Source organism: Vagococcus humatus (genome assembly GCF_003950325.1).
Classification (GTDB): domain Bacteria; phylum Bacillota; class Bacilli; order Lactobacillales; family Vagococcaceae; genus Vagococcus_C; species Vagococcus_C humatus.
The window spans coordinates 121,887-139,114 of record NZ_PXZH01000001.1 but is presented as its reverse complement, the minus strand read 5'-3'; the positions used below and the strand labels follow the sequence as shown (position 1 = coordinate 139,114).

Genomic DNA, 17,228 nt, shown 5'->3' with positions numbered 1-17,228 from the left:
CACTTGTCCTATTTATTGATTGAGTTGGCTGGTTAAAGAGCCTCGTATATATGTCTAGCATCTATCATATTAAATTGCTCGGTGTCATGGTCACCATCTGCACCCATTGAGATAATCCGGTACTCTTTTCCATTAACTTCTGCTAAACTAGCCAAACACAAACCAGCTTCATCTGTATAGCCAGTTTTTCCGCCTAATAATCGACCATTTTTTATGTTAGGATCTCCAAAATTATTAAACACACTACTATAAAATACATACTGACCATCATCAAATACCGGTGTTGTAATGATTGCTTTAAAATTACCGTCTGCTAAACAATAATTCCATAATTTAGCTAAATCTGACACTGTAGTATATTGCGTTTCATCATCTATCCCAGTTGGATTAGCAAAATGCGTCTCATTCATGCCTAAATCCTTGGCTTTAGCATTCATTTGATTAACAAACTCTGCCTCATCTTTAGCAGAATTTTGAGCCAATATTACTGCGGCATCTGCACCAGAAGGTAACATCAAGCCATATAAAAGTTGTCTAATCGTCACTTGTGAATAAGGTTTAAATTCAGCTAAAGAAGCCCCTTCTGCTCTAAGTCTTTCCAACTGACTAGCATCAATAGACACTACTTGGTTTAAATCTGGATGACTTTCTAAAGCAAGGATAGCCGTCATTATTTTAACCAAAGAAGCTGGTTGACGTTTTTTATGTTTATTTTTAGACCCTAACACTCGCCCTGTATCATCCATTAGTATCGCACTTTGGCTATACATTTTTTTACCATTTACATTCAGACTACCATGCTGATAAACCCCATACCCTTTAAAGGCAATTAATACAACTATTAGCAATATCAGTACTTTCTTAATACGAATCGTTATCCTCTCCTGTTTTTTGAAAAAACGATTGCCTTTTCAAAATAATATTAGCTATAAGCTTAAACAAATCTATCCTATCACACTTTCTCTAGTAAAAGATTTAAGTTTGTGGTAAGAATAACACATCATTTGCTTAAACTAGTCCAACTATAAATAACTATATCTTTTTAAAATCAGCTTGGATTAATAACAAATAAAAAAAGATAACCAGTGAGTCTCACTGACTATCTTTTTTTATTTCTTCACTCCTTATTTCACCGTTCCAAATTTACGTGGTGGCCAAATACTAAATTTCACATCACCAGAAACATCTTTAATTTTAATGTAACCAATGTAGCGACTGTCTTTAGAGTTTTGACGATTATCTCCTAATACGAAAAGAGATCCTTTTGGCACTTTTTTAGTCCCACAAGCTTGTAAATCTTCTAGGCTAAAGTTGGTTGTAGCTTGGTTAGTGCCTTCATACACGTAATAAGTTAACCACTCATCTGCATCTAATTTTTTCTTAAAGGCATCTAAGTAAGGTTCATCATGACGCTTACCATTGATAAACAGTTCATCATTGCGGTATTCTATCTCATCGCCAGGCAGACCAATCACTCGCTTAATATAGCTTTTGCCTGGATCATCTGGGGCTGGAAAAGTCACAATATCAAACCGTTTAATATTATCTGTGGAGTTAAAAGCAATAATTCGCTGTCTATCTTCTAAAGTCGGATCCATTGAATGTCCCGAAACTTGTACAGGATGCATGATAAAAAAGCGAATGCCTAAAACAATAGCGACTAATGCCACAAACCAAACAATATTACCTACTATTTCCTTTGTTTTTGCATTCAAATTTATTCCTCCAAACCTATCAAAAGTATCTATTCGATTTATTTTATCATAGTTTAATTTAAAAAGTTAGAGAACGCAGTGAATTGTTAACAATTTTTTAGACTTTGTCTAGGTAAAAAAGGAGCATAATAAATTATGCTCCCTAAATCCTGATTGATTTATCTTATAATTCGTTAAATGTGCGAACAACATTGTCCACAGTAAAGCCATATTCTTCTACAACTTTTCCGCCTGGAGCACTTGCACCAAAACGGTCAATTCCAATTGTTTTACCTTCTAAACCAACATAGCGTTCCCAACCAAATGTCGCACCCATTTCAACAGATACTCGTTTAGTTACAGCTTTTGGTAAAACACTTTCCTTGTAACTAGCATCTTGTTGTTCAAATAAGTCCATACTTGGCATAGAAACAACTGCTACATCTTTTCCTTGCTTGCGCAATTCTTTTTGAGCTTCCACTGCTAAATGAACTTCAGAGCCAGTAGCAATTAAAATACCAGCGGGAGTCGCTCCTTCTTGTTTAGAAATAACGTAAGCTCCTCGTTTAACTCCTTCTTCAGCTAACTCTTTTGTTCCTTCTAAAACAGGTAAACCTTGACGAGTTAAAGCTAAAACAGTTGGACGATCTGTTGATTCTACTGCTAATTTCCAAGCTGCCCGAACTTCGTTACCGTCAGCTGGACGTAAAGTAGTTAAACCTGGCATTCCTCGTAAGCTAGATAGTTGTTCGATTGGTTCATGTGTTGGACCATCTTCACCAACTGCAATAGAGTCATGAGTTAACACGTAAGTAACAGGAGCTTGTTGTAATGCAGCTAAACGAATAGCTGGGCGTAAGTAGTCTACAAACACAAAGAATGTGCCTCCGTATACTTTTGTACCACCGTGAAGAGCAATACCGTTCATAGCAGCTGCCATAGCAAATTCACGAACACCAAACCAAATATTGCGACCTTCATATTGGCCTGGTTCAAAATCTTTTTCTTCAGCCATCATTGTATTATTAGATGATGATAAGTCAGCTGATCCTCCCCATAAAGTTGGAACAGTTTTAGCTAAAGCTTGAATCATTTCTTTACTTGTAACACGACTTGCTTTAGCAGCATCTTCTAATTCATAAACAGGCATTTCTTTATCGTAATCTGACGCTAATTTGCCTGCAAAAGCTTCTTTAAATTGTTGAGCTAATTCTGGATAAGCTTTTTCATATCCTGCAAATAACTCATTCCACTCAGCTTCTGCTTGTTCTCCTTTTTCCACCATTTCTTTGTGGAAACGTGCTTGAACATCTTCTGGTACAGCAAATGCTGGGTAATCCCAACCGTAAGCTTTTTTAGCAGCTTCAATTCCTTCTGCTCCTAAAGGTGCTCCGTGAACTTTATTTGTTCCTTCGTTTGGTGCACCAAAACCGATGACTGTTTTCACTTCGATAATAGTTGGACGAGTTGTTTCTTCTTTAGCAGCTTCAATAGCTTTAGAAATTTCTGCTAAATCGTTACCATCTTTAACTAAAATATGTTGCCAACCAGTTGCTTCAAAGCGGCCTTTCACACTTTCAGAGAAAGATTTGTCTAATGGACCATCTAGTGAAATATCATTTGAGTCATATAAGACAATTAATTTATCTAATTTTAAGTGACCAGCTAAACTAATCGCTTCTTGAGAGATGCCTTCCATTAAATCGCCATCTCCACATAACGCGTAAGTATAGTGATCCACCACATTAAAGTTAGGTTTATTATAAGTAGCTGCTAAATGAGCTTCTGCCATAGCAAAACCAACACTCATAGCAATTCCTTGTCCTAATGGGCCAGTTGTTGCCTCAACCCCGTCAGTATGATGAACTTCTGGGTGTCCAGGTGTTTTACTTCCCCATTGACGGAAGTTTTGTAAATCTTCTGTTGAAACTTGGTAGCCAGATAAGTGTAACAAGCTATATAACATAGCAGAACCATGACCTGCTGATAAAATAAAACGGTCTCTATCTGCCCAGTTTCTAGACGTTTTAGGATTTACTTTTAAATGTTTTGTCCATAAAGCATAAGCCATTGGTGCAGCTCCCATAGGAAGACCTGGATGGCCTGAATTTGCTTTTTGAATAGCATCCATACTTAAGGTACGAATGGTATTGACCCCTAATTCATCAATTTTATCGAACAACATATATCATCCTTTCACCTTTTAGGTTTTTTTTACCTTTATTATCATTTTACCTGTTTTTTTGTAAAAAAGCAATATATATTTGAAAACGGTTGAACAAATTATTCTTTATCTCGTCCATGTAAGCCTTTTTGACGTTGAATTTCTTTCAATTTATCTGGGGTAACATCGGTTCCTTGTTCATCTACCACCTTCATCCCTTCGATATGATGACGCATACCTTTACGGAACTGTTCTAAGTATTCTGTTCTTAATTTTTTTTGTTCTTGTTGCTCTTCTAAAGTAAGTCCTTCACCTTTAGCTTTTTTAGCTAATTCATTAATTCTATTTAATTTTTCTTTTGATAGCATAATTTTCCCTCCAACGTTTATATAGTAGCTTACTTCTTTTTAAAATACAACAACTAAACAACCGAACATTTGTTTGATTACCTTTTCTATTTATGATACACTAGCGGTAAATGAAGACTAGGAGGAACATCCTATGACAGAAAAAAAAACATCTCGACAGTTGGAAATTTTACAATATATCTATGATCAGTTAAATGATAAAGGATATCCCCCTACTGTAAGAGAAATTGGAGAAGCCGTTCATCTTTCTTCTACTTCCACTGTACATGGTCATCTATCTCGCTTAGAGAAAAAAAACTATATACAAAGAGATGCTTCAAAAACGAGAGCTTTAGAAATTACTCCTAGTGGCTTAGAAGCAATTGGTATTCGCCAAACGGCTATTCCTATTTTAGGAACAGTAACTGCCGGGGAACCTATTTTAGCAGTAGAAGAAGCAACTGATTACTTTCCTTTACCTGCTGACTTATCTACTGAAGAAACTCCCTTATTTATGTTAACAGTACGTGGCGAAAGCATGATTAATGCTGGCATTTTAGACGGAGATCAAGTCATTGTTAAAAAACAAGCTACCGCTTCAAATGGAGATATTATTATCGCTTTAACTGATCAAGATGAAGCAACTTGTAAACGATTCTTTAAAGAAAAAGATTACATTCGTTTACAACCAGAAAATGAAACCATGTCTCCTATTATTTTAAAAGATGTTACCATTTTAGGAAAAGTAGTAGGTCTATATCGTTCTCACATATAGTAAGTAAAAATCGGTGAAGTTAACCGATTTTTATTTTTTTCTTTACAAAGGGAACAAACGTTTGTATAATATTTTTATAGGAACATTTGTTCTCATTTTAAACAATCTGAGGTGAAGAAAATATGAACAGTTTGAAACAGTTAAGTTTGTTATTGACCGGATTATTAGTTGGCGCACTTTTTGGAAAGAATACGATTATTTTTATTTTTCCTGTTTTCATCTTACTCATGATGACTTGGGATGAGGCAAAATATCAAAAATTTATTCAAAAAGAAGAAACTAGTGAGGATCATCATATGATGTCTCACTCTTAATAAACCTCAAAAAAACCACACCAATCAGGTCCCCCCTAATTGTGTGGTTTTTTTGAGGTTTATTTATCTGTTTTTAACTGCTCTGTTTGATTTTTTTGGCCTTCTTTTTCCAAACGTTTACCTGTTTCAATAATAAACTGATGCAAATCATCTTTCACTTCTGGATGAGTTAAACCATATTCAATGCTTGTTTTTAAGAAACCAAATTTATCTCCAACATCGTAGCGTTTACCAGTAAATTGATGGGCAAATACCCGTTGTGTTTTATTTAAAGTATCAATAGCATCTGTTAACTGAATTTCTCCTCCAGCTCCTGGTGTTTGATTTTCAAGCACTTCGAAAATTTCAGGAGTTAATAAGTAACGTCCAATGATAGCTAAATTACTTGGAGCATCTTTTGGATTTGGCTTTTCAACAAAATTTTTCACATTATATAAGCCGTCTTTTACCATATGTTCCGGATTAATAATTCCGTAACGAGAGGTTTCCTCATGAGGAACTTCCATTACAGCAATGGTAGAAGCATGAGTTTCTTCGTAATCATTAATCAATTGTTTGGTTAAAGGAATAGTATCTGTCATTAAATCATCCCCAAGCATGACTACAAAGGGCTCATTTCCGACAAAGGCCTTACCTAAAGAAACAGCATGACCTAACCCTTTTGGATGAGATTGTCTCATAAAGTGTAGGTTAAGGCCGGTAGTTTCTTCTACTAACTTCAATAAATCTGTTTTACCTTTTTCCTTTAAGTTCATCTCTAACTCAAGATTTGAATCAAAGTGATCTTCAATCGGGCGTTTAGCTTTTCCTGTAATAATCAAAATATCTTCAATTCCTGATGCTAAAGCTTCTTCTACAATAAATTGAATGGTTGGCTTATCTACAATAGGTAACATTTCTTTAGCCATAGCTTTAGTGGCAGGTAAAAAACGTGTACCTAAGCCTGCTGCTGGAATAATCGCTTTTCTTACTTGTTGTGACATAAAAAATTCCCTCCAAGACTAAATTCTTTTTCAGATTTACCTTCCCGTAACATCATGTTTTTAGCAACATCTTGTACATTTTTTCCTTCATACAAAGTAGCATAGATTGCTTCGGTGATAGGCATTTCTATTTCAAGTTGTCGGGACAGCTCATAGGCAGCTTTTGTAGTAGATACTCCTTCTACCACCATCCCCATATTTTCTAATACTTCTTCTAATTTGTGACCTTTACCTAGTAAATCTCCAGCCCGCCAGTTTCTAGAATGTTCACTGGTACAAGTAACAATTAAGTCTCCTACGCCACTTAAACCGATAAAGGTTAAAGGATCCGCTCCCATAGCAACTCCTAGACGACTAATTTCAGCTAAGCCTCGTGTCATAATTGCTGCCTTCGCGTTGTCTCCAAAACCTAAGCCATGAATCGCACCAGATCCTAGGGCAATAATATTTTTTAATGCAGCCCCTGTTTCAACGCCAATCACATCATCATTGGTATAAACTCGGAAATAATCATTCATAAATAACTCTTGAACATATCTAGCATAGTCTTCATTTTTACTTGCAGCTGTAATCGTGGTAATGTCTTTCACCGCAACTTCCTCTGCATGACTTGGCCCAGATAATACAACAATATCTTGGCGTTTATTAGCTGGTATTTCTTCAGCTAACACTTCTGACAATCGTTTATGACTACCTTGCTCTAAGCCTTTACTTGCATGAATAATGACTGGTTGACTAGTCATCACCTCTACTAATTGTTTCGCAACTGAACGAATAGCTTTAGTTGGTACCACAAACAAAACAGCGTCAACATTTTGCACACATTTAGCTAAGTCTGCCTCAGCTACTAACTCTTCTGGTAAAAGAATATTAGGCAAATAAGGTTGATTTATATGTTCTTGATTTATTTTAGCTAGTTGTTCTGGGTGATTCCCCCAAATAGTTACCTCATGACCATTTTCGACCAATACTTTAGCTAAAGCCGTTCCCCAAGAACCTGCTCCTAAAACTGCAACTTTTTGTTTCATTGGTTTCCTCCATTTTGATTCATTAACACCCACTCTTTTAATTCTATCATAGAATCTACCACTTTATCAGGCTGATAAGGGGCAATATCCTCCATTGACTTTTGTGACCAACTAACAAACACGCTCGTCACTTTTGCCCGTCTAGCACTTTCCAAATCCTGCCAATTATCTCCTACCATTATACAGCGGCCAGCTTCTGTCACCGACAGCTGATTTAAAGCAGTTAAAACAGGTTCAGGATCTGGTTTCACTTGGGTGTAATCATAACTACCTAGTACAATGTCAAAATATTGCCGAATGTCTAATTTATCTAGACCTTGATACAAAATCGGATTTTTTTTCGTTGAAACAACCCCTAAGCGAATATTAGCATGTTTTAACTCTTGTAAAACATTTTTTACATAAGGAAAGGGTTTAATATATTGATCGTGGATTTGCTCGTTATACTGCCGATATTCCGTTACCATTTGACTAGCTTTTTCAGGTAATAGCTGACCAAACACTTGTTCCAGAGAAGGACCGTTAAACGGCACCACACTTTCTAAGGTATACTTACCTGGAAAATACTGATCTAGTACATGTAAATATGACCGAGCTATCAGTTCATTGGTATCTGCCAATGTACCGTCAAAATCAAATAACACTACGTCTTTTTTCATTAAACATTACCTTGCTTTCGGTCATAATAAGGAGGCGCCACATATTTTCTTCGGTACCACCAAAAGATACCTGCTCCTATAAATAAAAGGAGAGAAAGAAGTTGTGACACCCGTACTACACCAAATAGCCACAAACTATCTGTTCTCATTCCTTCAATGAAGAAACGACCAAAAGAGTACCACATCACATATAGTAACGCCACTTCGCCTTCTTTTAACCATTTAGGTTTATTTCTAAGCCAAAGTAATAAGGCAAAGCCTATCAAGTTCCACACACTTTCGTATAAAAAAGTTGGGTGACGATAAGCCCCTTCGATGTACATGTTATCAATAATAAAGCTTGGAAGTTGTAAGCTTTCTAAAAAATGCCGAGTGGTTTCAGGTCCAAAGGCTTCGTGATTCATAAAATTTCCCCAACGGCCAATTGCTTGGGCTATCATCACACTAGGAGCAGCAATATCTAAAAATTTCCAAAAGGGAATAAGGCGATAATAAGTAAAAACATAGGTCACAATACCGCCTACAATTAAACCGCCATAAATGGCTAACCCTCCGTTACGAATCGCAAAAATTTGACTAGGATACTGACTAAAATACTCCCACTCAAATAAAACATAATAAAGCCTGGCCCCTAGAATAGACAGTGGTAAAGCCCAAAACATTAAGTCAATCACATCATCTTCTTTTAAACCAACCCTAACAGCTTCTTTACTAGAAAGTCTTACTGCTAGGATAATCCCTGTAACAATGATAATGGCATACCAGTGGATTTCTAGCCCAAAAAGACGAAAAGCAATTGGACTAACTTGTGCAATATATGTATTCATTTTGTTAACTCCTTACATGTCTTCCGAATTCGCCTGGATTAACGCCGTTAAATTATTTTCAAAGGTCTTAGTCGCATCATAACCCATGGTTTTAGCTCTAAAGTTCATGGCAGCGACTTCAATTAAGATCGCCACGTTTCGACCAGTTTTAACTGGAATAGAAATTTTCGGAATATCCACATCTGCAATTTGAACTGTTTCAGCTGCCCCGCCTAAACGGTCAAACTTTTTATCTTTTGTCCAATTTTCCAAATAAATAACCAGTTGAATTTGGCCACTACCTCGCACTGAACTAGCTCCAAATAAATTCATGACATCAATAATGCCAATCCCACGTATTTCAATTAAATGCTCTAAAATTCTAGCTGGCTCTCCGATAACTGTTCGTTCATCTTGTTGATACACATCTACTCGGTCATCTGCAATTAAACGGTGACCTTTTTTGATTAATTCTAAAGCTGTTTCACTTTTACCAATCCCACTATCTCCTTGAATTAACACGCCTAAACCGTAAACTTCAACAAAGACACCATGAATAGAGGTCCGTGTAGCTAATTTACTTTCTAAAAAGTTAGACATCATCCCTGAAATACGAGATGTGCTTAAAGGCGAGATTACTAACGGTACTCCCTTTTCATTAGCCGCCTGAATCATTTCAGCTGGTGGTCTTAAACCTCTAGCAAAAACGATGACCGGTGTATTTTTCCCGCAAAGGCGTTTCATCACAATTAAACGTTCTTCATGGGTCATTTTTTCAGAGAAAGCCGCTTCTTTTCTGCCAAACAACTGTACTCTATCTTGAGGATAATAATTAAAATAGCCGGTTAACTCTAAACCTGGCCTAGAAATATCACTGGTTGTTATTTTTTTGTCTAAATGTCTATCTCCACAGATTACTTCTAACCGTAATTCATTAACTAATTGACTGACTGTTACAAATTCTGACATAGTCATCCTCTCTTTCACTTTTATGTGTTTATTTTATCATGTAATAGCATGACTGACTAGTTTACTTCCTTAATCCAGATCTTCTCTAAACTTTTTTAAGCGATCCTTATAAAAAAAACGCAATACATGACGTATTGCGCTAGTTAAATTATTTTTTCTTTGTTTTTCCTGTCCAATCATTGTAGCCACCTTTTAAGATGTAAATGTTTTGGTAGCCATGTTTTCTTAAAATATTTGCTGCACGAATTGCCATAGTTTTCTTTTGATCATATAATAAAATACTCTGATCTTTCCTTAAAGATTCATAGGTTTGTTTAAACATTGAGTAAGGTAAGTTTCTAGCACCTAAAATATGTCCTGCATCAAAAGCATCTTTTTCTCGGACATCAATGACTTGGCTTTTACGCATTAATTCTTTAAATTCTTCTTCTTTAATCGTCTTAGCCGCCCGTTTTGCCATAATCCGCAAATAAATTTCATTTCCTAAAATTCCTAATAAAATAACTAATAAAATAATATTAATAACTGTTAATGGTTTCACACAAAAGCTTCCTTTCTCTTTCTCTATTCAAATTTAAATGCTAATGAGGCTGCGCCGATTAATCCAGCATCATTTCCTAATTTAGCTAGCTTAATCGAAGTACTTTCTTGAACTTGTGGGAAGGTAAATTCTTTAAAGTAAGCTTCCACTCGCTCTCTTAAAAATTCTCCAGCAGCAGAAACCCCACCACCAATGACAATATCTGATGGGTTTAGCATATTTCCAATATTACCACAAGCTAGGCCTAAGTAAAAGCACACTTTGTCTACTACCATAAGGGCAAATTTATCCCCTTCTTTGGCTAAGTCAAAAACTAATTTACTGGTGATTTCTTGTCCGTCGTCAATCATATACTTCAACTGTGAATCACCTGAAAATTCTTCTGACAAGTGACGAGCCACTCGGACAACCCCTGTTGCACTGGCTACTGTTTCTAAACAGCCTTTTTTACCACATGTACAAGGAAAGCCTGTTGGATCTACTGTAATATGTCCAATTTCTCCAGCAGCACCTGCTACACCGTGTAGCAATTCTCCTTCTGCGATAATTCCTCCTCCAACACCTGTTCCAAGTGTAATAAAGGTCACATCTGGATGATTATCTCCAGCCCCTTTCCATCTCTCACCTAGGGCAGCTACGTTGGCATCATTGTCAATGGCAATAGGCATCCCTAATCCCTTTTCAATGTCTTCTTTTACTAATTGTAGTGTGGTCCAATTTAAATTATAGGCCCCAATAACTGTTCCGTTTTTACGATCCACAGTTCCTGGTGTTCCCATCCCAATTCCATAAAAATCATCTGATGTCATTTGATACAAATTAAGATGGTGATTGATAGAAGCAATAATATCTGGCACAATGTGACAACCATTGTCTTCAATATTAGTTGGAATACTCCATTTCTGTTGAATAATCCCTTCACGAGTTAAAATACCAAATTTAACTGTTGTTCCTCCTAAATCAATTCCTAATAACTTTTTGTCCACAGCCAATCTCTCCTTCAATTTCTCTCTATGTAATTCCGCTTCATGTTCTTGAGTCAATACATGCTTTGCTGCTGCATAGGTCACTGGTTGAATTAAACCTGCTTGATACAAGCTTTCCAACTCAATTCCCATCATCTCAATATCCCACAAGCGTTTTCCTACGTAAACATAAATACCAAACTTTTTTAATAATTGCTGTACATCGTAAAGAGTTTGCATGTCATCCCTCTTTCTCTCATAGTAAAAAGAAAAGCTATTAAGAATTATACCTAATTCTTAACAGCTTTGGCAATGTTATTCCAAGAACTTCTTAATTTTTCCCTAATTTTTCAATAGAATACTTAATTAATAAGGGGGAAGCTAGGGTGGTTAGGATAATAGCTACCACAATAGCTGAATAAACGCTACCTGTAACTAAATGATGAGCTTGACCAATCTGCACAATAATTAAGGCCATTTCTCCTCTTGAGACCATTCCTGAGCCTACGATAGTAGAAGCTGATTTAGATAAATGAGACATACGAGAACCTAAATAACCTCCCACTAATTTAGATAAAATGCCTGTTAAGGTTAATAACACAATCATTCCAAAATGTTCTTTAAATGCTGAAAATTCCACATTTAATCCGATAGACACGAAAAAGATTGGGATAAAAAAGGCATAACCAATCGTATCTAGTTTTTCTTGCACTTTAGGCTGTGATGGATGAGTAGACATCATTAAACCGATAAAGAAAGCTCCAATGACATCACTCATACCCATTTTTTCAGATAAAATAGCAAAGGCAAAACATAAAACAAGGGCCATGGCTGCTTGAGATTCAATCGCCACTACTCGACTAGCTAACCGCATAACAGGTTGCAATAAAAATTTAGCAAACAGATAAATCACTAAAAAGAATAGAAATTTTAAGCCTAATAAATTCCAAAAGAAAGCAAAATCAAATTGAAGTTGGCTCCCCATATTAATGATTGAACTAAAAACACTGACAATTAAAACTACTACAATATCATCTACAACGGCTGCGCCTAAAATAACAGATCCTTCATCTGAATCTAAACGATTGTACTCCCGTAATACCTGAACTGAAATACTAACAGAGGTTGCACTGAACACAATTCCTAAAAAGATAGATGATACAACGGGTAAAGCAAACAAATGTCCCACTAAAGAACCTAACACCATTGGGAATAAAATACCTAGAATCGCTACTAAAACAGAAGGTTTTAGATATTTTTTCAACTGAAACAAATCACTTTCAAGCCCCGCTAAAAACATCAATAAAATAACACCTATTTGAGCAAATAATTGCACTATTTCCGTTGGTTGCACAATGTTTAAGAGAGCTGGTCCTAAAATAATTCCCACTAATAATTCTCCAATAACAGAAGGCACACCAATTCGATTACACAGATGACCTGCTAACTTCGTTCCTAATAAAATAGCAATCATCATGACTAAAAAATGTTCTAACATAATTCCAATCCCTTCTCATTTTTGACAAAAAAAATAGACATACTCCTTCAAGTGATATTCTTCCCGCCCTCTGAAGAATGTGTCCTTGAAAGGCCTATGCCCCAACCGATATATGTGGATACTTGGTTAATTATCACATAAAATAAATTCTTTTGCAACTTTACCCCAGTAAAAAAGCAAGTCAACACTGACTTGCTAAGAGAGACCAAATTTTTTAAAGGTATAAGCAATCGTGACCACAATGAAAAAGATAAAAATCATGCCACCTATAATTCGGATATGAGGATTTCGAATAGATTTAACTGGATAAACTTTTTCTAATAAAGGAGAACTTACTACTAAACCTAACGCCAAACCACCTATTACCCCACCAATATGTCCATATAAATCAATAGAGCCACCAAATAAATTAGTCGGTAAAGCAAATAATAAGTTTAACACAATCAATAACAGCATTTGTTTAGACATAGCTTGAATTTGAGGAAATTGCTTGTACACTTGGCCTAACGTCACATAAATACCAAATAAGCCAAATAAAGAGGTACTAGCACCTGCTGAAAGAGCATTAGGGTTAGCAAAGGCTAAACTAAATAAATTCCCCATCACACCAGTTAACAAATAAATAGCTAAAAACCGAAAATGTCCTAATAGTAATTCTAGCTGACGACCTAAAAAATATAAAGTAAACATATTTAAAATTAAATGAGTCAACCCTATATGAACAAAAATAGGAGATACTAGTCGCCAATATTCATGTTGTAATAAAACTAACGGACGAAACAACGCACCGTATTGAATTAAAATATATGAATTATAAGAACCATCTAACCCTTGTCCCTGGAGTAAACCAGTAAGCGTCATACCTAAAAATACACCACAAGTAAGAATAATCAGAATCCATACCATGAGAGGTCCTTTTTTCCATTGCTGCCATTTTCTTTGAATTGTTTCTATCATCTTTTCCCACCTCTTTTGAGTCATGCACCTATTCTAACATGAAATACTTATCTAGCTAGATAAAAGTATTTGACCTAGACTTAATGTTATGACTAAACAACTTGATAAAGACTTCTAGCCTTTTCTCTTTTTTTCCTCTAAACTTATAGATAATAACTAAAATAAGGAGGAAAACATGTTTAAAGAATACGGCAAACTAAGTTCCCTATTGTATGAAAAAACCAAACCAGTTGGCTTTTCTATTGGCGGAGATATTACTTATTATCAAACAGCTCTTAAAAATAAAACTGGTAAAATATTAGAAGCTGGAGTAGGAACTGGTAGAATGTTAATTCCTTTGTTACAAGCAGGGCTAGATATAGAAGGCGTGGACTTGTCTGCTGACATGCTTCACATTTGTCAAACACATTTAGAAAAGGAAAAGTTAACCGCTAAGTTATATCATCAAGACCTGACTCGTTTAACTATTAATCAGACCTACCAAAGTATTATCATGCCTACAGGAAGTTTTTGCTTAATAGAAAGAGAACAGGTTTTAGATGTATTAACTCATTTTTACCACTTACTAGAGCCTAACGGAGAGTTAATTATCGACATTGATTTTCCAGTAGATTTTCTTCCTGGACAAGTGGAAAGCTATCACCTTCCCTTATCAAAAGAAGAAGGGATCTTATTTACTAGTCACTCTCATCATATTCACTGGCATAAGCAAACTTATGATTATTACCATCGCTATGATCTTATTCAAGAAGGACAAGTCACAGAAACAGAAGTTTCTCATTTTGTTTTGTCTTGGTATGGTGTAACTGAATTAGATTATTTACTAAAAGCTGCAGGCTTTACTACTATTAAGCAAGTCCTAGGCTACAATCAACACCCTGAAGCTTCCCTCATTACCATCCATGCTATAAAATAAGTGCTCTTCTATTTAAATTAGGTCAATTTTTATTAGGTAAACAAAAAATAGCTAAAAACCTTACCATGGTAGGTTTTTAGCTATCATTTAAAACAATTATTTAGTTTCACGGTGTAAAGTAACTTTGCGTTCACGTGGACAATATTTTTTAACTTCTAAACGATCTGGATTGTTACGTTTATTTTTGCTTGAAAGATAGTTACGTTCTTTACATTCTGTACATTCTAAAGTAATGTTTACGCGCATGATATTCCCTCCAATTTTTCTAGAGTTTTGTGAGTGTTAAAATCACTCACTTGAACATCATATCATTTTTTTTTAGTGATTTCTACCCTTTTGGCTAAATTTGTTAAGTAATATTACTTTACAAAAAAATTAGTGTCTAAAATCATGATAAGCATCCAATACTTCTTTAGTAATAATGGAATTTAGTTTGTCTTGGTCATCCATTAAGTGAGGCAGTACAACTGTCACTGTCACTTCTGGATTATCATAAGGAGCGTAAGCGACCATGGTACTATTAATCGTTGGAATTGGATTTTTAGGATCCGACTCATTAGGGACAAAGGTTTCCGCTGTTCCTGTTTTAGCTGCAGTAACGTATTTTCCACCTTGTAACATTGCCCCAGTTCGCCGGTAGTCAGGACTGTTAACAACATCATATAACCCTTGATGAATAATATCCCACTCTCCTTTAGTTCCAATTTCACTTAGAACTTTAGGCTCTATATAAGTTTCAACTGGGCCTAAGCCTCCATCATCACTTGTTCCGTGAATGGAACGTACCACATGAGGGGCAATTCTTTTCCCACCATTGGCAATGGTTGAAATATATTGGGCCATTTGAATAGGTGTGTAAGTATCATAGTTTCCGTAAGATAAATCGAGTAAGTTAGCCATCCGACCATCTTTTAGGTTACCTTTTTTATCATAGTGATTACTTGGTGAAAGACCTAACTCTTCCCCTGGTAAGTCAATTCCTGTATAAGTACCAAGACCAAAATTTTGGTAAGTCTTTCTTAAAGTATCAAATACATCGGTTCTATCTGGCAAACTCATCCCATATTGATAAGTCACATCCATTAAACTCATAGCAATTTTCATCATGTACACGTTAGAAGAAATCATTAACGCTTGCGTAGCTGAAAGAGGAACCGCACTAGATGGGTTAAATAAAGACCGTTTAACATTACTACCAGCAATTTGGATTGGTTCATCCACCATTACTTGATTACCACTAATCGCTCCGTTTTCAAGCCCAGCCATTACAGTGGCTCCCTTAATCGCAGAACCTGGCACAAAGGTTTTGGTGATAGTCCCTAATGTATCGTCCTCTAAACCACCCGCTCCATCCTTTTTAAGGCCGACTAACGCATAAACTTCTCCGTTTTTCGGATTGGTAACAACTACATAAGCCCCTTCTGCATACCGAGCTTTACCGTTGTTTAACAACACTTGATAATTTTTCCTAAGAATATCTTCTACTTTCTTTTGAAAATCAATATCTAATGTTAACACTAGGTTTTTACCTTTTTCCCCAGCATAGACTTCTTTTTGTTCGTCAATTTCTGATTGTCGGTTAATGGTGTATTCTGTTTGTGACTTAGTGCCACGTAAAACAGGTTCATAGGCTTGTTCTAAATAACTTAACCCAACTCGGTCATTTCTAGCATAACCTTGAGCTAAAAATTCTTTAACATGAGATTCTGGTAAGCCCATTTTTTCAGAAGACACTGTTCCTAAAATCGACCGTAAAGAGTCACCAGCTGGATAATCTCGTTCCCAGTCCATTCCTGTTGATACTCCTGGTAACGCCTTTTTATTCTCTCCTACAATCGCAATTTCTTCAGGTGTTACCTCTTTATTTTTAATAAAAACAGGAGTCAGAGAGTAAGCACCGTTAATTTTTTTGTAAATCGTTGCTTCTTTTAACTGGTCCTCAGTTAAATTAGCTTCTTCTGCCGACACTTGATTGACGACTTGCTGATAAAGCTCTCCTCCAGATAACTCTTCCCCTTTTTTATTTTTCAACTGTTTAGGACTTAATCTGGCTTTAGCTTCTTTATAATGACTAGGATCTGCTAGCCAAAAATCTTTTCGATCTCTTTCCGTTAACTCTTCTGGCTCAATAGTTAAAATACTAGTTAATTTTTTAGAAATAGATAGCATTTCTTCATTAGTAGTTCCTACTTTTTTCGTGTAAATAATTGCTTGATTTCCTTTATTATTCACAAGTACTTTACCTTTTTCATCATAAATCATGCCTCTAGGCGCATTTCCTTGCACAACATTTTTTTGAGAGGTTTCAATTTTAGTCACAAAAAAATTATGATTTGTAATTTGTAAGTAAGAAAGACGAATAATTAAAGAAACAAACAAAATAAAGACAATAAAAAAGAGAAAATTTAAACGAAAAGGAATTTGAGAATAGCTTTGATTAGTCTGTTCTTTATCAAAAAAATTCTTCTTTTTCTTCCAGAAAAAAAGAGATTGTGATGGCTGTTTTTTTCTTTTTTTAGTAGTTTTTCGACTCATTGTTTAATTCCTTCCAAAATATGATCACTTTTATTTTACATAAAAAAGAGAGGAGCAGATACGTTCCTCCGTAAGTT

18 protein-coding genes are annotated in these 17,228 nt (G+C 35.6%); 3 read left to right on the top strand and 15 right to left on the bottom strand.

From position 1 onward, the window contains the following. Positions 1–32: 32 nt before the first annotated feature. From C7P63_RS00725 to C7P63_RS00710, 4 genes are all read right to left on the bottom strand, one after another. Positions 33–848 (bottom strand): D-alanyl-D-alanine carboxypeptidase family protein, encoded by an 816-nt coding sequence (locus C7P63_RS00725; RefSeq protein ID WP_125942245.1) that lies wholly within the window; start codon positions 846–848, stop codon positions 33–35. A 276-nt stretch (positions 849–1,124) separates the two neighbouring features. Then, positions 1,125–1,715: a signal peptidase I gene (gene lepB, locus C7P63_RS00720; protein ID WP_125942244.1), complete on the bottom strand. Its 591-nt coding sequence runs from the start codon at positions 1,713–1,715 to the stop codon at positions 1,125–1,127. 163 nt (positions 1,716–1,878) lie between these two features. Beyond that, positions 1,879–3,876, bottom strand: a complete 1,998-nt coding sequence (gene tkt, locus C7P63_RS00715; protein ID WP_125942243.1) for a transketolase — start codon at positions 3,874–3,876, stop codon at positions 1,879–1,881. A gap of 101 nt (positions 3,877–3,977) precedes the next feature. Then, positions 3,978–4,226: a DUF896 family protein gene (locus C7P63_RS00710; RefSeq protein WP_125942242.1), complete on the bottom strand. Its 249-nt coding sequence runs from the start codon at positions 4,224–4,226 to the stop codon at positions 3,978–3,980. A gap of 133 nt (positions 4,227–4,359) precedes the next feature. Between C7P63_RS00710 and lexA the strand changes: the two genes are divergently transcribed. Beyond that, positions 4,360–4,980 (top strand): transcriptional repressor LexA, encoded by a 621-nt coding sequence (lexA, locus tag C7P63_RS00705; protein ID WP_125942241.1) that lies wholly within the window; start codon positions 4,360–4,362, stop codon positions 4,978–4,980. A gap of 122 nt (positions 4,981–5,102) precedes the next feature. After that, positions 5,103–5,294 carry a hypothetical protein gene (locus C7P63_RS00700; protein ID WP_125942240.1) on the top strand — a complete coding sequence of 64 codons (192 nt, stop codon included), beginning with the start codon at positions 5,103–5,105 and terminating at the stop codon, positions 5,292–5,294. 59 nt (positions 5,295–5,353) lie between these two features. On the opposite strand, the gene galU is transcribed toward C7P63_RS00700, so the two are convergent. The 9 genes from galU to C7P63_RS00655 form a co-directional block, all read right to left on the bottom strand. Continuing rightward, on the bottom strand, positions 5,354–6,277 hold the full coding sequence (galU, locus tag C7P63_RS00695; protein WP_125942239.1) for a UTP--glucose-1-phosphate uridylyltransferase GalU: 924 nt from the start codon (positions 6,275–6,277) through the stop codon (positions 5,354–5,356). After that, complete coding sequence (locus C7P63_RS00690; RefSeq protein WP_125942238.1) at positions 6,262–7,305, bottom strand: NAD(P)H-dependent glycerol-3-phosphate dehydrogenase; 1,044 nt, start codon at positions 7,303–7,305, stop codon at positions 6,262–6,264. The genes galU and C7P63_RS00690 overlap by 16 nt, the downstream gene beginning before the upstream one ends. Beyond that, positions 7,302–7,964 carry an HAD-IA family hydrolase gene (locus C7P63_RS00685; protein WP_125942237.1) on the bottom strand — a complete coding sequence of 221 codons (663 nt, stop codon included), beginning with the start codon at positions 7,962–7,964 and terminating at the stop codon, positions 7,302–7,304. The genes C7P63_RS00690 and C7P63_RS00685 overlap by 4 nt, the downstream gene beginning before the upstream one ends. After that, positions 7,964–8,791, bottom strand: a complete 828-nt coding sequence (lgt, locus tag C7P63_RS00680) for a prolipoprotein diacylglyceryl transferase (protein WP_125942236.1) — start codon at positions 8,789–8,791, stop codon at positions 7,964–7,966. Before lgt ends, C7P63_RS00685 begins: the two co-directional genes overlap by 1 nt. 12 nt (positions 8,792–8,803) lie before the next feature. After that, positions 8,804–9,739 (bottom strand): HPr(Ser) kinase/phosphatase, encoded by a 936-nt coding sequence (gene hprK / locus C7P63_RS00675; RefSeq protein WP_125942235.1) that lies wholly within the window; start codon positions 9,737–9,739, stop codon positions 8,804–8,806. A 148-nt stretch (positions 9,740–9,887) separates the two neighbouring features. Then, the gene (locus C7P63_RS00670) at positions 9,888–10,280 is read right to left on the bottom strand and encodes a rhodanese-like domain-containing protein (protein WP_125942234.1); all 393 of its coding nucleotides are present in this window, start codon (positions 10,278–10,280) and stop codon (positions 9,888–9,890) included. Positions 10,281–10,303: 23 nt separating this feature from the next. Next, positions 10,304–11,485, bottom strand: coding sequence for an ROK family glucokinase (locus C7P63_RS00665; RefSeq protein WP_125942233.1), 1,182 nt, complete (start codon positions 11,483–11,485; stop codon positions 10,304–10,306). Between the two features lie 91 nt (positions 11,486–11,576). Then, complete coding sequence (locus C7P63_RS00660; protein WP_125942232.1) at positions 11,577–12,743, bottom strand: cation:proton antiporter; 1,167 nt, start codon at positions 12,741–12,743, stop codon at positions 11,577–11,579. A 195-nt stretch (positions 12,744–12,938) separates the two neighbouring features. Continuing rightward, positions 12,939–13,700, bottom strand: a complete 762-nt coding sequence (locus C7P63_RS00655) for a rhomboid family intramembrane serine protease (RefSeq protein ID WP_165863732.1) — start codon at positions 13,698–13,700, stop codon at positions 12,939–12,941. A gap of 175 nt (positions 13,701–13,875) precedes the next feature. Between C7P63_RS00655 and C7P63_RS00650 the strand changes: the two genes are divergently transcribed. After that, complete coding sequence (locus tag C7P63_RS00650; RefSeq protein ID WP_125942230.1) at positions 13,876–14,616, top strand: class I SAM-dependent DNA methyltransferase; 741 nt, start codon at positions 13,876–13,878, stop codon at positions 14,614–14,616. A gap of 96 nt (positions 14,617–14,712) precedes the next feature. On the opposite strand, the gene rpmG is transcribed toward C7P63_RS00650, so the two are convergent. Together rpmG and C7P63_RS00640 are read right to left on the bottom strand one after the other, a co-directional pair. Further along, the gene (gene rpmG, locus C7P63_RS00645) at positions 14,713–14,862 is read right to left on the bottom strand and encodes a 50S ribosomal protein L33 (protein WP_125942229.1); all 150 of its coding nucleotides are present in this window, start codon (positions 14,860–14,862) and stop codon (positions 14,713–14,715) included. A 129-nt stretch (positions 14,863–14,991) separates the two neighbouring features. Next, positions 14,992–17,151 carry a peptidoglycan D,D-transpeptidase FtsI family protein gene (locus C7P63_RS00640; protein WP_125942228.1) on the bottom strand — a complete coding sequence of 720 codons (2,160 nt, stop codon included), beginning with the start codon at positions 17,149–17,151 and terminating at the stop codon, positions 14,992–14,994. Between the last annotated feature and the right edge of the window lie 77 nt (positions 17,152–17,228).